Source organism: Pedobacter sp. UBA5917, from assembly GCF_002432345.1.
Lineage (GTDB): Bacteria > Bacteroidota > Bacteroidia > Sphingobacteriales > Sphingobacteriaceae > Pedobacter.
In genome coordinates this window covers 1-15,171 of the sequence record NZ_DJDT01000321.1, presented here as the reverse complement: position 1 = coordinate 15,171, position 15,171 = coordinate 1, and the positions used below count along the sequence as shown (strand labels likewise).

The 15,171-nt window shown below is 38.7% G+C and carries 11 protein-coding genes; 3 read left to right on the top strand and 8 right to left on the bottom strand.

All coding sequences use genetic code 11. The features are described from left to right. Nucleotides 1-387: 387 nt before the first annotated feature. The 4 genes from B2V92_RS22445 to B2V92_RS22430 form a co-directional block, all read right to left on the bottom strand. Nucleotides 388-1,695 (bottom strand): restriction endonuclease, encoded by a 1,308-nt coding sequence (locus tag B2V92_RS22445; protein WP_293312329.1) that lies wholly within the window; start codon nucleotides 1,693-1,695, stop codon nucleotides 388-390. Between the two features lie 213 nt (nucleotides 1,696-1,908). After that, the gene (locus B2V92_RS22440) at nucleotides 1,909-2,136 is read right to left on the bottom strand and encodes a hypothetical protein (protein WP_293312327.1); all 228 of its coding nucleotides are present in this window, start codon (nucleotides 2,134-2,136) and stop codon (nucleotides 1,909-1,911) included. Between the two features lie 185 nt (nucleotides 2,137-2,321). After that, nucleotides 2,322-4,013: a hypothetical protein gene (locus B2V92_RS22435; protein ID WP_293312325.1), complete on the bottom strand. Its 1,692-nt coding sequence runs from the start codon at nucleotides 4,011-4,013 to the stop codon at nucleotides 2,322-2,324. 303 nt (nucleotides 4,014-4,316) lie between these two features. Next, entirely contained in the window at nucleotides 4,317-8,114 is a 3,798-nt protein-coding gene (locus B2V92_RS22430; RefSeq protein WP_293312323.1) for an SEC-C domain-containing protein, read from the bottom strand. A 372-nt stretch (nucleotides 8,115-8,486) separates the two neighbouring features. Between B2V92_RS22430 and B2V92_RS22425 the strand changes: the two genes are divergently transcribed. After that, a complete protein-coding gene (locus B2V92_RS22425; RefSeq protein WP_293312321.1) occupies nucleotides 8,487-9,596 on the top strand; it encodes a DUF4238 domain-containing protein in 1,110 nt (369 codons plus the stop codon). Between the two features lie 134 nt (nucleotides 9,597-9,730). Here the strand turns inward: B2V92_RS22425 and B2V92_RS22420 are convergent, their stop codons facing one another. Then, the gene (locus tag B2V92_RS22420) at nucleotides 9,731-10,171 is read right to left on the bottom strand and encodes a hypothetical protein (protein ID WP_293312319.1); all 441 of its coding nucleotides are present in this window, start codon (nucleotides 10,169-10,171) and stop codon (nucleotides 9,731-9,733) included. 240 nt (nucleotides 10,172-10,411) lie between these two features. Beyond that, nucleotides 10,412-11,368: an NAD-dependent epimerase/dehydratase family protein gene (locus B2V92_RS22415; protein WP_293312318.1), complete on the bottom strand. Its 957-nt coding sequence runs from the start codon at nucleotides 11,366-11,368 to the stop codon at nucleotides 10,412-10,414. A 318-nt stretch (nucleotides 11,369-11,686) separates the two neighbouring features. Between B2V92_RS22415 and B2V92_RS22410 the strand changes: the two genes are divergently transcribed. After that, a complete protein-coding gene (locus B2V92_RS22410) occupies nucleotides 11,687-12,157 on the top strand; it encodes an Lrp/AsnC family transcriptional regulator (protein ID WP_293312317.1) in 471 nt (156 codons plus the stop codon). A 17-nt stretch (nucleotides 12,158-12,174) separates the two neighbouring features. Here B2V92_RS22410 and B2V92_RS22405 read toward each other — a convergent pair whose 3' ends face one another. Then, on the bottom strand, nucleotides 12,175-12,957 hold the full coding sequence (locus B2V92_RS22405; protein WP_293312315.1) for a hypothetical protein: 783 nt from the start codon (nucleotides 12,955-12,957) through the stop codon (nucleotides 12,175-12,177). A gap of 523 nt (nucleotides 12,958-13,480) precedes the next feature. Between B2V92_RS22405 and B2V92_RS22400 the strand changes: the two genes are divergently transcribed. Then, nucleotides 13,481-13,660: a hypothetical protein gene (locus B2V92_RS22400; protein WP_293312314.1), complete on the top strand. Its 180-nt coding sequence runs from the start codon at nucleotides 13,481-13,483 to the stop codon at nucleotides 13,658-13,660. A gap of 9 nt (nucleotides 13,661-13,669) precedes the next feature. Here the strand turns inward: B2V92_RS22400 and B2V92_RS22395 are convergent. Further along, nucleotides 13,670-15,171 (bottom strand): OB-fold nucleic acid binding domain-containing protein (locus tag B2V92_RS22395; RefSeq protein WP_293312312.1); only part of this gene is annotated, 1,502 nt, incomplete at its 5' end.

Here is a 15,171-nt window from a genome sequence, read left to right as displayed (position 1 = left end):
ATAACCACTAATATTCTTAAGATAGAAACATTTGAACATGCAAACTTGTCCCGCCCTAACATGCAATTCATTTTGGAATAGTATAAAGTTGGGAATTTAGGAAACGCTGATCCTTCCCCAGTTTTGGTGGTTCTTAGTTTTTTAAGTATACTTGAATGCATGCAATAAAAGGCTTCGAAAACGATACGCTGAATGCAGCTATTCAGTGATCGCCAGATTACACAGCCATTTATTTTAACCCCAAAAAAATCACTTATTAACCCCGAATAGCCCTTGGAGGTCATTTAAAACTTCTTTTTTACCTATAAACAAAATTATTAACCAACAAAGATGCCGAAGAACCAATTTCGTTGAAATCTATGTCCCTGGTTGATAATTGTATTTTTTTTACAATTCGTCAGCATTCCACCCGATGCTTCTAATCTTCCCGCTATAATTATTCGATAAGTATTCTCTTATCTCCCAGGTATAATCTAAAGAGTCCATCTCTTTGATCCATTCAGATGGCAGTTCTGCTAAACGCCCATTGACCATCTGATCGTTAAGATAATCTACTAAGTCGTCAATATTTTTAAGTTTAGAGGGCATACCATAAAGGTCATCATCATAATAAATACATTTTTCCTTTTTATCCCAGTTAAATTCTTTGATTATGGCTGATAATGTATCATCTAGCATCAACTCCTCTGGGTCGTAATATTCCTCAGTGATCTGGTTAAAAAAAGCATTTAACTGCGCATCAATCCGTTCCCCACTAGTCTTTCCAGTTCTTCGTCTTCTTTTAGAGTAGATCAATTTATCCTCTTCGCTAAGAAACAAGAATAGATTATTAACGGAAACTGCTGCTTTTGATAGCTGCTCAGATATGGTTGTAATCTGAGACCTTACCTTATGTGTTTCAAGGTCATCATCAAGAAATATGACAATTCCTTTCAAAGGAAAGCGGTCTTGATAAGTATTGATTATTGATGGTATTTGGGTGATATTATTACCTCCTTCAAGAACCACAATCCGGTATGTTAGCGAAAAACCGTTCAAGCTGAATTTAATTATATTATTTGCCAAATCAACATCATGCGGTCCTTCAACAAACACAATTATCTCGTAAAATGCATCATTCTTATTATTTAATAAGTTGTGGATAGAGTCGATGTAATCTGCTTTTATTATTTTATCAGTTTTGACATACTTGAGATCAATAACGTTACTGTACTTAGCGTACAGGGTACCGGTGTCTCCCGCTTCTCTAAGTTTGTAGCGTAAAACATCCAGGAAAGTAACTTTTTCAGAAAGAATAAATCCCATATCAATACCATCAAACAGCAATATATTCGATGTCTTACCCTTTAATAATGTCTCTTCAGCATCCTTGCTAAACCCATTCATTGCGATAAAAATTCCACTGGAGGTATGAAATTTCCCCTCGACCTTTCCTCTAAATCCGAAAATTGTTGAAGCAGGTACTGGATCTTTCTCCCACTTCGCTTCAAAAAGAAATGTTTGTCCCATCCAGAAAAAAGACCCATCAACCTGTTCCCCTTTTGGTTTATAACTTGATTTGGGATCCAGATTCTCTATTTCTAGCACTTCATAAATGAGCTTTTCCAGTTCAAAACCGCGTCGCTGTGGCTTTATGGTTTTTGCAGCCATGATTTCGTCATAACGTTGCCGCACTTCTTTTTTAGTTTTTGCCATATCTATTTCTTTCAGCGATAAATTATTCCGCAATCAGATTTAATAGATCTATTGAATTATGATGTGCAAAGAGCCTCATAAATGTATTTGGTGATGGCTTCATATTCTTCCCAATATATTTCGTTTTTTTTAGCCATAACTTTCCGGCTGATGTTTCAGATTTTTTCCGTTTTATAATAAAATGTTTTATCCTTTAAACAGGAAGCAAAAGCTTTATGGTTTTTCAGCTCCTTGATCCTTACCTGATGGAGATTCTTTTTGCCATAATTCCTTCATTCTCTCGTCGTTGATCACCTGGTTTAAGGATAGTATCGCAAAATTGTACATAAAGTCCAACATTAACCTGGCTTCCTTAAGACTTACTTTTCGACCATATCGTTTGAGTATCCTTACTGCTTTTTCAGGAGTGATATTTCTTCGTTCTGGATGAATTTTAATCATTGTGCTTAGAATTAAAATTATTAACGATTATTACTGTTGAAATAAGAGTTACACAAATCTGATGCTTAATCGGCCTGAACTAATATACCCATAGATCCTGGAGCACTCTTCAACTGTTGCTCATTTCCATCTCGCTATTTGCCCCTTGTAGCCTCGACATCTGCAGCAGGCCTGCTATCTTAAAGTTAATCAGAAATATTATATTCTACCTTATCCTTTAGTCTAAACATTTCTGAAAGATGCGCAAATATTCGTTTTTGATCCATGCGATATGCCCCGCTTTTACCAATAACATATTTATCGAATCCTACCATTGATTTTACATAGTTCTGTGGGGAGCTGAATTTACGGTATCCTTCCTTTTTGCTAGCGATATGTTTATGATAACTTTCTATTAATTTCTTCAGAAAGCCTCGGTCCCGGGACATCAGCTCAATGTTTTCAACGAAGAAATCACTATGGATCATAGTCAGTGGTTGAATTTTCTTGAATTTTTTTGAGAATATTGCCAGTTCCGCTTTTGCTTTTTCTCCAACATAATCCGCTACTCCAAAAGTTGCCATCTGTGGCTCACTGAAAACGATAATCGGGTAAACATTGAGTTTTGAAGGAGCTTTCTTAAAATGCAGTAAGTTATTTTGGTCATTTATCAGATATTCAATATTCCTGACCAACTGCGGCAGTCCCTTTTTCTCCCGGAACTGTTCATCAATGTATTTCCGGAATTCACTCGGGTTTTGCTCATCAAAAACCCTATAGTTAATCGCTACTGATTTAACCTCCATAATAAAAACATCGGTCTCATTTACAATGAGAGTGAAATCCGACAGCAATTTATCATCGGATGGAATAAGCCTTACTCCTGTTCTGACTAGAGATTTCAGTACCCGATCGATCAGGAATTTTTCATAATATTTAAACCCAAAATGGGACAACAGACCATTAAAGTTTTTGACAGACAAAAGCTCTTTAATATTACTCTTGTTATGCAAAAGATAAATAAACGAACGCTCCACCAATAGAGAGAAATTATTATGGTCTAAAACGTATATCTGCCCAGTCGAGGTCCTAAAAAACGGCCTTGTAAACAAGGTTCCAATATCAAAATGCTCGTTAGCGGCAATTTTCGCATCAATAATTAGGCCCAGCGGGTCGAGAAAGACATAGTTCGGATCTTCCCTGGCAATCTGGGGGAGTAAAAGAACAGGCTGTTCCCTTTTGGCCAAGTGAACAAAAAGATGCAGGAATATGCTCATGAACTGATAGATGCTGTCAAGACCAGTGGTTTCTTTTAAACTCTTCTCTAAAAGCGGGTATTTTTCGCCAAGGCTTTCCTGTAAGAAGCGGATAAAAACCATATGCTTGATTGTTCCCGTCCTGGCATAATCCACCTCATCGAAACCACTCAAGTCCTGCATCATCATCAGCGACCACACCAATTCATGGGTATGTGGCTTCCCTTCCAGCACCACATGATTATAGTGGTGTTCATTATAAATCAAAATGAGATCCAACAACCTTTGTTCATATTCCCCTTCTGTAATATCTTCTTTAGGCTGGTTGTTTTTTAGGTTTTTAAAAAGGTCCACCAATATTTTTGAAATGACTACAGAATGCACCAGAGCAAATGGCTTTTTTCCAGATAAAAACTGCATAACCCTCTCAGCTTTTGTATTGGGAAGCTTAACTAGAATTGATTGGACAAGGATGTCATTTTTAAAATCATAACGATTCCGTTCGAGCGAATTTCGCAAGGCTACCATCGTTAATATCACCTGTTCAAGGTCGAAGGTCTCGATAAGTTTGAGTGGATCACCAGGCATAGGATACCCGGGATAAAAGATGCTATAGTTTAAAACTGGGATGGCTTCATTCATTCAATTACTTCTTTTTTGTTTAATCTGGACAAGTTTTTTTTATGGATTTAATAATTTGATTCACCTTTCAAGGGCTTCAAGGATAAGCCTGAGCTTTGTTTTTTCACTTCACAGGAATGTTCGAGAATCCATCGTTGTGCTAACCATTTTCTTATAATCTCCAGGGCTCCTGGAGCAGTTCGTCCATGATCTTCATTAATCGGGAATATTTATAACTATTGAATTTAAGCCATTAGTCTCAGAATGAATCATCTTCTAAACAACCTATGCTTTTTTTTAAAAGAAAATTAACAAAAGCGTTCGTTAAAAAATCTTTTTCTGAAGCATATCTGAATATGAGTATACGGGTATTTCTACCTTATGAAGGTAACTTGTAGGGATAATATGTTTAGTCAAAACCATGGAGTGAATCTTAAATTTTCCCTCAAGATCAAGTTTTTTCTTTACCTCTTCAAGATTTTCAGTCAGCCATACATGCCGTTTTACATGCTTGTCTATCATCCCTTTCTTATCGGCGACACCAATATAGTTCCTAATTTCAGTGTAGATATCATAGGTTGTCTTAGCTTGTGAAGTGTTCTTGCATTCTATTGAATAAATAATCTTTTTCGATTTATTAATGCATAAAATATCTACATCACCTTTATCCTCCGTTGCATTAAAAAAACCCTTCCGTTTAATTTTCACCTCAAAATCGAGCACTTCGAAGTGCGTATTGGTTTTCAACCAACTGCATATTGAATCCCTGAATTCCTTACCTTTAATATCATTTCGTTCGGCTAGCAAGCGTTGAATTCCTTTTAACGAATTGTCAACTTTAAGTGTTCCCTCCAGAAATCTAGCTAATATATTTTCTCCTGCCGTAAAAATGTGACGGGCACTTATGATAAAATTCCGTTTTCCCTCAATAGTTACAGGTATCAACGGCTTTAACATATACGAAATCGGCCTGTTAAATCGCCAAGGAAAAGCTTCGTGAACTTTATTTTTTTCAAGATTAAGCACGCCTTTGCGTTCAGCAAAGGTTAACAGATTGAAAAATGCTTCCACCTCTCTACCTGGGGCTTCAGATTTGGCTGAGAATGCAGTCCTGAGTTCATCTTCACTTAGCATAGCTACCGAAACTTTACGTTCAAATAGCTGCCAGCATAAAAAAGAACACATTCCAATTAGATTCCATACTGTAATACCCCATTCCTTTTCAAAAATTTCATCCACCCGATCATAATAAATGCTATCTCCTTTTTGCGATTTCTTCGTTTTCTTATTTCTCCTAAAATGTCCTTTGAACTCCATTTTATATTTATTGAATTCTTCTAGATACAAGTCGTCCCTGAAAGCATATAACCATCTGTCTGCTTTACCATAATCGATACCAAGCCTACCCGATGGAAGTAACCCCATCTTTGGATTCTCAATTTCGTATTTAATTGAATCTGATAGCGCTCCATAATTAATGAGTTCGATAATGTGAGCGAGCATGATATCAACTGATTCGTGGCTAGCTCGTTTATTTCCCGAAGGCATTTCACATGCTACGAATTCAATAAGTGTTCTTGTTGCCAATGATGTCGATACGGTATCGGATTCGATTTTTCCATATTCCGCAAATACATCATAGTATTCACCATAACAGGCATCAAGAGTTGGAAGAGATATCTTACGCATCTCTCTTGCTTGCAACAGATCTTCATGACGACTCATCAGGAACAACAATAAGGATATAGCTTCGTACTCAGCTATCATTTCAATCACTGTTTTAAAATGTAGCGCAACAAGGTTATTAAGAACATCTCCTTTTTCCTTGTTGCCAGTGATGATATTAGGAATTGGCTTTGCAAAGCCAAGCAACTGAATCTGACTTTGCAGTACATTCGATATATCCGCGTTCGAAATATATTTAGGACTGGAAACATCAATATCAGCGATCACTGGATCATTAAAGTCCACTTCCTTTATCAAAATCATTTTCCTTAGCCCTGGAGAAATAACTTTTTGGAGCGAGTCGGCAATTTCGCTTTGTACTTTCTGATTTTTAAGGCCAATCGCTTCACCAAGAAGTCCCAAACGATCAATGATATTTGCCATCAAAAGAAATTCTCCGTCGTTATCCGCTTGGGCAAAATAGCTGATTATATTGATGGGTATATTCAATTCTATTGTCCTTGCCTTTGCCCTAATTGTATAATCTAACATAATGCTCTTACCAGCATCTACAATTTCCCAATTGTTTTTATCATATAGCGATTCATCAATTACTAGTGTTATGACAATTGGAAGATCGCCAAAGTGAGCAAAAAAACCATCTAATACAGACTTTGATGCATGCAACCAGAATAGAATGGCATTTACATATACTTCAGCTGTCGGATGTCCTAATGAATTGCTCTGCACCCAAATTGGGCACGAATAACCAAGTAGACATTGTCTTATCTTTCCTCGGCGGTATTCTTCAGAAATATAGATGGGCAAATGTTCTTCCTTTTTTACTGAACTTAATGTTAAAAGACCATTTTCAGCAGGGTACTCAATTCCGATTTTATCAAGTTTAATTTTGGCAGCTCTGTTAACAGCGCCTTCAACCTCAAATCCAATGGTTGCAAAGTCATAGGGCGAATGATTAGGATGAAAAAAACTATGAAAATTGTCTTCGTAAAATTTGTAAATTCCCAAATGAGTATTGTAGGGTCCAAATTCAATGGCGCTTTCGCTGGCTTCTCTATCTCGTGTATACTTCCACAAGGAAAGTGCATCAAAATTCCACCTGATGGGCATAACCCGGAATTCATTCATGCTCATGCCGATCACAAGATCAAAAACATTTTCCCTAGGCATTGCCATTACCCTGCTGCCAAAGATATTGCTCCTATTAGATATCGCCACCAACAAAATCCTGAAATCAGGATTATCCTTTTTAAAGCCTTCACCGATCAGGTTAATTTTCTTCCAATATTCCTCGTTAGATTTCACTTGATCTTTTGCACGGTCAATAATACTATCAGGAGGAAAAACAAAATTAATGACCAATGAAACTTTATCGACATCAACCTGATGAAGAGACATTGCCAGCACGGTGCCGTCCCCTTCAAACTCCTCAATGTTACCAACATTAGATAGTTTTATCCATCTCATTCGTTGAGCCAATGAATCTGATTCAACTCTTGATTGTTTTGCATAAACCTGTGTAAACTCTTTCAAAAGCCCCGCATTAGTAAGCTTACGAACAATGAAATAGTTTATTGCCGCAAGCTGAGCAGAAGGCATAGCAAGAATATATTCTCCTCCAACAATAACAAAAGGGGTGTGGAACAGTGGATGTTCATCCGGATTTTCGAATTGCAATTTCTCAAACTGACCACCAAAAACAAACTGTTCAAAGGTACCTTCCCTCAAAGCTAGTTTCCTGCAGATTTCTTCCAGATCCGCTCTGGAATAGATAAACAATGATGAAAGGTTCTTGAGATCATTTGGGGACGGCACATATAGCTTATCATCAGGGCTTTCGCTAAACATCTTGCGCTCATGCCCCATTGCTTGGGCAATGGAATCATGCAGATACAACATAAAAAAAACTCCTTCAAAAATTGGATGGATTTCATTTACATATTTGGGCCTTAAAATGTTGAGGGCATCCAACTGAGCCTGAACAATCTGCTGCGCTTGAACAAAATTACCTGGATAAACTACATTATTACCATTAGCAAAAAGGATATTATCGGTAAAAAAATCTTCAGGCGGATCTTCATATATATGCTTTTCAGTTTTTAGCAGTTCGGCACGAAGCTGTGAGTAGTTAACAGTATCTTCCAGAACCACGTTAGCCCTGATAGCCTCTGTTATGATATGCTGAACCCGAATGTCTTTTCCATGATTGAGTTCTTGAAGTTGTATGACTGATAAAGTGGCTAAAAGCGCTTTTAAATCATATTTCCGAACCCAGGTGAGCATCTTGCCTTCCGTCCCCAAAAAGGCTGGTGTAAAATCACTTGTGGCATAATTCAGGTAATTATTTTCTTTATTAATACAGCATTTTTTATATTTTTTTCCGCTATTACAATAGCATAATTCATTGCGATTGATCTTTCCCGGTTTTGTCTTCATATTGAGCGTTAATGTATTGAACCAAGATTTGAAATTAAAAAATAATAAGGTTAAGTCTTGGCCTGTTGAATAATTATTCCGAATCTATCTAGTTTCTAAATATAGCAAATTAAATCCCTCAGTTTATAGAGTATACCACAGCACTAGATAAGCTTTCCAAACATCTTCAAATTAATATATGACTTTGAAAATTGGTTTAGATATTGAGAAAAGTTGCCGTTTTATATTATTTGAGACCATCAGCAAAATTTCCATTGTTATCACCAATAGCTAACAATTCAGACATATTTATTAACGCAATTTAGATATCCTTGAGCTTGAGGCAACTGGCTTTCAAGTTTCTTTTTTAACTTTAAGCAAACACTCCATAATATGAATAAACCTAAACACCAGCATTTTATTCCAAAATCATATTTAAAGAATTTCTCAGAAGAAATTAATGGTGTTAAAGTCGTTGAGGCTAAACTAAAATCGGATGGCCATGTGAAAGCTAAGCCTATAAGCATTAGAGATATTTGCGTCAATAAGAATTTATATACTTTGACACATCGTGAGGGTGAGGATAAGTATGCACTGGAAAATTACTATGCAGAAGAAATAGATAAGGTTTATCCCGAAGTATATCAATGGTTAATCAATCCCGATTTGATTAAAATAACCCCGGAACAGCGGATCAAAATCTTATTAACAACAATGAGTTTATTCTTCAGGACCCCAAAATTTTTAAATGTTAATCAACGCAGAATTAATCACATCCTCGACTATGCAGCAAAACATTTCAAGGATGAGCAGGGAAATATTAAATTCAGATTTAACGGGGCTGATCTAAGTTTTAACGTCAAGGACATTGAAGAGATGAGAACGGAGTTAAAAGCAAAAAACAAGCAGGCTTTCTTGCAAAATCACATCCAGGAATGGCATCAATTTGTAAACTTCAAAAGTAAAGCTGCTATATGCGTTTATCGGTTAACCGATGATTCAGAGCTCATTACCAGTGACAACCCAGTTATCATGCGCAGTATAGACGATCATGACTTAGTCAATCCATTTGACCCCACAAATATGATTTCACTTCCGCTGGACAACAAACATTATTTATCAATCTTTCCAAATACGGAACAAGCAATGTTGGACACCATTTACCGAACAGATAGGGACAAATGGTTTTCGCTTACCACTAATTTACAAGTAGAGAAAAGTTCGGAAGATTGGATTTTAGGAAAGATCGGTACAATAAAAAAACATCTGCAGGATCAGGAAAAGTATGGAGCTTTAACCCCGGAAAATTTTAAAGAGGTTGAAAACATGAAAAAACGGGCTGAAGATGGGAATGACCTTAACCGTTTTATGGAGCTCTTTGGCTTTCCAAGTCAACCGGTATTGGACAAGGTGCGCTGGATGATGAACAACAAAATTCATCAGAAAGATCCTGAGATTATCAAAATGGTTGTTGAACTGGCAAAGCGTGGTTATTACCTCTGACCCCAGAAGGAATTACTCTGGGTATTAGCAAAAAAATGTTCGATATAGAATATTCATACACGGCCCATAGCATTCGGCAGTAAATTTTCATTTTTCTCAGACACCTATATAACCTAAACCATACTCCAAAAAAACTAGTTAATACCCATAATAATAAAATAGGTACTATCCGCTTTTCTTACCATTAAATCCAAATGCTCTTCAAAATTAACTAAGTTTAATATTTCATCCTTCAAAAAAACAGTAAAAACTTCCAGATCTGAGTCAGCTGATACGACTACTTCTAACATTTCAGCGCTTTTCCATGTTGTAGCAATGATCTCCGAATAGGTCCCTTTGAGAATTGAGGGAAAACCGTTGCGTGTAAAAGCTTCTGAAAGCATAGAAGCTATATCCCAAATAAATGGGGTTAGCTCCACATCACCGGTATTCCACTGAAGCCCCTTGTTTTCCTCCCACCACATACTACCAACAAAATGCCCGTTCATGTGGACACTATAACACTCACCGATCGATTCAATAACAGTTTCCCTCAAACCTTCATCCGTCGGGATCTCAAAAACATACCTCTCCATATTTCAATCTGTTTATTCAGCAACAAATTGAAAACATAAAAACATTGTGAAGGTTTGGCGATAATAGATTCCAATGTCCTCGTACCGATCAAAAAAAAGCGATTCCCTCCATCCAGAAGGAACCGCTCATTAACTAAAACCTAACTATTTCTCGTCAAAAGACGAATTCTATGAAAAAACTAACGGGGAAATCACGCCCCGCGAACTATAGCCATAATGGCTTAAGTATTTTAAAATTCTTTATTCAGCCTGCAAAACCCAAAGGTTTTCCAGCATTTCCCGAACCATTGCCTTTAAATTATAACTTGGTTTCCAACCCCAGTCCCTTCTCGCTGCACTATCATCGATACTCGCCGGCCAGCTATCCGCGATGGCCTGACGAAAATCCGGCGCGTAAGACACCGAAAACTCCGGAATGAGGCTTTTTATTTCCTTTTCCAATTCCTCGGGGGTAAAACTTAGGGCGCTTAGATTATATGCTGTCCTCACCTTGATACCTTTGTAGGGTGCGTCCATCAACTGCAAAGTTGCATTAATAGCATCCTGCATGAACATCATCGGAAGAGCCGTCTGCTCGTTCAAAAAACAGGTGTAAGACTCACCCTTTATAGCATGATGAAAAATATCTACAGCATAATCCGTTGTTCCGCCACCTGGAGCACCTGTGTAGCTGATCAGCCCTGGATAGCGCAAACTGCGTACATCTAACCCGTATTTCTCAAAATAATATTTGCACCACTGCTCGCCTGCCGCTTTGCTGATACCATAAACCGTTGATGGTTCAGTTACGCCCTGCTGTGGGCAGTTTTCTTTTACAGAATCGGGGCCAAAAACAGCAATACTGCTTGGCCAGAATACCTTACTGATCTTATGCTTAACAGAGAGGTCAAGCACGCTGAGCAAACTGTTCATGTTCAGATCCCAGGCCAAGGTTGGATTACTTTCCCCTTTTGCCGATAAAACCGCAGCAAGGTGATAAATCTGTGTGATTTCTAGATCAACGATCAACGCCTCCAAGGCATCGGTATTTAAAACATCAAGCTTATAGTAGGGTGCAATCTCAGGGGATACGTTTTCGCGGTAATGGATATCCGTGGCAATCACATTATCATGCCCATTCCTTTTTCTGAGGGCAACCAACAGCTCGGTCCCGATCTGACCACAAGCGCCGATGACCAGTATTTTTGTGTTGTTCATATCTATTTTTGAGGGCAAGTGATACACTCTTACCAGCTTGCCAGATTCTTTTATTTGGTTTTTGAAGATGCAAATTTGGAGAGTATTGAAGAGAAATCCTTGCAGGTTTACTTACATCGAAAATTATCCGACAAAAATCAAAGCAAACCAAACTTAATTCTGAAGAGGGGACATTAGAGGGGCGCAACCCAAATAATGTTCAGTAAATTGCAAGCCAGAGATAAACTTATTATGTTTGCATCATCCGCTGGAGCACGCAGCCGGTGATCATTTACCTATCATTTATTGCCATATCACATTATCTAAAAGACCTGCATTATGCAAGACGATATTTTGGATAAGCTGGACTATGAAATATTGGCCCTGCTTCAGATTCAAGGAGATTTACATTATAAGGAGCTTGCTTACAAGCTGCACAAATCATCCAGCACAATTTTTGAGCGGATCACCCGCATGCGTGAGAGAGGCTTTATTGCAGGGACAATCGCGATTATCAACCGGGAAAAATTCACACAACTCATGGTTTCCTATTCACACGTAACCTTAAGGGATCACAGTAGTTCAGCACTCCAGAATTTCCAGCAGCAGGTAGCCATATTTCCACAGGTAATGGAATGCTACCATACTACTGGAGATTATGATTTCCTACTTAAAATCGTAGTCAGAAACATGCAGGAATACACGAGTTTCATTACCAAAGATCTGATGACATTGGATAATGTTCTAAAATCCCATAGTAGCTTTGTGGTAAATGAAGTGAAGCGGAATCTGAACTATCCGCTTCACTAAAAAACACCAATAATAATTTAGTTAAGGTTTAAAGCCTGATCATCCGCCTGAGCTGCTAATTGGATAACATAGCCAACCGAAAAAGAGTCGATTAAAGAAAGCGCATAGTTACGGTCTATTGGCAACATATCAGGTGTCAATACATCTTCATCAATGAATTTTTCCGCATCCCATAACGAACGGGTCAACTCGGGATTCTCAGGTTCGATACGCTCAAAGACACGCTCAAATGCCTGATTTGCTGCCGTAATGAATTCTTCACGGTCATCTTTATTTAGTGGGAGCGAAGATATTTTTGTGGTAGGCACACTTGATACACTGTCATCCTTTCCCCATTCAATTTCAATATCTTCATCTTTAGACAGTCGATAATCATCGTAATAAATGTCTTGTTCTCCTTCCAAGAAAACGTCTGTAAAGATTTGCAACTTAAATTCATCATCAAGCTTTACTTTATTTTCGGTTTCAATACGCGAGAGGTAATCAACCCAGTCCCGTACACTAACTCTATCCATGTTATCATAAAGTAAAAATGATAACTCAATTTTGGCTGGCGAAGCTTTTGAAAAGTCTGACCATTTATCCAGGCCGCATAATTTCGCAATCACATGCAGGGCATTCCCTAACTTAAAGTTTTCTTCGTTAATATTGAAGTCATCTACGAGCAAGTCGAACTTGAAAAATTTCGGATCGTAGTCGTACACGTTACGCCGCAGTTTAGGATCAAATGAAGAGGTTTGGGTTTTGAAATCTTTGTGAAGATTTTTTGCTTGGAGTTTTAAATACTCAATAGGTGTCATAATACATTCCTGTTTAGACCTACTTAACTATCCTTTGTATTTGCGTCCGTAATCTTGTTTGGATAATAAGCAGGAGGTTTGCATTATTAAACAATTAATTGGCTGAATAGATCTTTGCACGAACGAGCAAGCTTGCCAAAAAGCTTACACAATTATAGAAATAAAAATTCTTAATGTCAATACCTGAATTCAGCTTAAAATTATTTTGGATATTTTTCGAGGCATAAGACTCAACCAAATAAACCTCTCAAGAAAACCATCAAAATTCCGAAGACAAAATCCAACAATTTTATCTATACGGTAATAGGTACTAATTTTAAATAATCCAATAGGTGCAGAATGAAAATAGCCCGCAATGAAAGCGCGGTAATTCGGTTATAGTCCGTCTATTCTCGTATCCGGTGAGGCCTTAACTTAGTGCTTATTATTTTAAGTACATAATATAAATACTATGGATGCAATACTGCGCCTCAACTTCGTGAACATGATTGAAACACTTTTTTTGACCTTAAAATATATTGATATGACGATAATTGTCCTCATCATAGCCCTATTGCCAATATTTGGCTTCGCTGCATTTACCTTCAAGGGAAACATAAAACCAAATGAAAAGAAATCGATGACATTCAAGTCCTGGTTATTCAGCTTTACCATTAACCATGAAAAAGGCAAAGATCTGAATGATGAAAACACCGAAGTTTAGGTCCAAAGCTTACTTAAAATTTCGCCCAGCATGGAAAGTTGCTTTGGGAACTTCCTCGCGGGTTTGGGCTCTTTTATTGTGTGCTGGATATGGCGCGCTTTTCTCGTCCGCGCGCGAGAGGGTTAAAACCGGCAAGTCATCCTGCTCCCGTTGTACCAGCTTGCTGAGCATTTTGGTCAGGTCGAAACATTTACTTACGATCACATGCACCACTTCTCCTTCTCTTTGCAGCCTGCCTTCCACCATGAGTAGCCTGGAATGAAGGATTTCTTTCCGGTAGGTTTCAAACAGCTTTTCAAAAACCACCAGATTAGAAAAACCGGTCTCATCTTCTATGGTAATAAAACATACCCCACCGGCAGTTCCCGGACGCTGGCGCACTAAAACCACGCCGGCTACCTTGACCAATTGCCCATCGGTGGCAACAGTACTAATATGATGCGTCGAGCGGATATGCAATAAATCTAGCTGCTCACGCACAAAGCTCACCGGATGCGCTTTTAACGAAAGTCCAACAGTTGCGTAATCCTGAACCACATGTTCACCGGCACTCATTAGCGGCAGCTCCACCTGCGTTTCCAGCTTGCTTTCCGAAGGCTGGCCTTTAAAAAGCTGTTCCGGCATATCCTGCAAGGCAGAAACTTCCCATAGCGCCTTTCTGCGGTCCAGTCCAATAGAGCGGAAAGCATCCGCGTCTGCCAGCCGTTCCAGCGTGGCCAGTGACACCCCAGCATCGCGGAGCGCTGTGATGGTAAGATAGCCCTTTCCACGGTGCCCGGTCAAAACCTGCATTTCCTCTTCACGAATGCCCTTGATCTGACGGAATCCCAGCCGTAATGCATGATATTTACCGGTCATTTCTTCTAAGCGGTTATCCCACACAGAATAATTAATATCCACTTCGCGTACCTGAACGTTGTGTTTCTGCGCATCAATCACAATCTGCGCGGGCTGGTAAAAACCCATAGGCATACTGTTTAGCAAGGCTGCTGCAAAGACATCCGGATAATAACATTTTAGCCAGCAGGAAACATAAACCAATAATGCAAAACTGGCCGCATGGCTTTCAGGAAAACCATAACTCCCAAAACCTTTCAGCTGTTTAAAAATACGCCTGGCGAATTCCTCGGTATAACCCTTAGCCAGCATTCCATCAATGAGTTTCTTTTCATATTGGTTCACCAGGCCTTTAAATTTGAAGGTTGCCATGCTCCGCCTTAGCCCGTCAGCCTCAGCTGGCGTAAAACCCGCCGCAACAATCGCAATCTTCATCGCCTGTTCCTGAAAAAGCGGAACACCCAGCGTTCTGCCCAGAATTTCCTCAAGCTCAGGAGAAGGATAATCTACCGCCTCTTCGCCATTGCGTCTGCGCAGGTAAGGATGTACCATATCCCCCTGGATCGGACCAGGCCGTACGATGGCTACTTCTATTACCAGATCATAAAATTCCTTTGGGCGCAAACGCGGCAGCATTGACATCTGCGCACGGCTTTCGATCTGGAATACCCCCA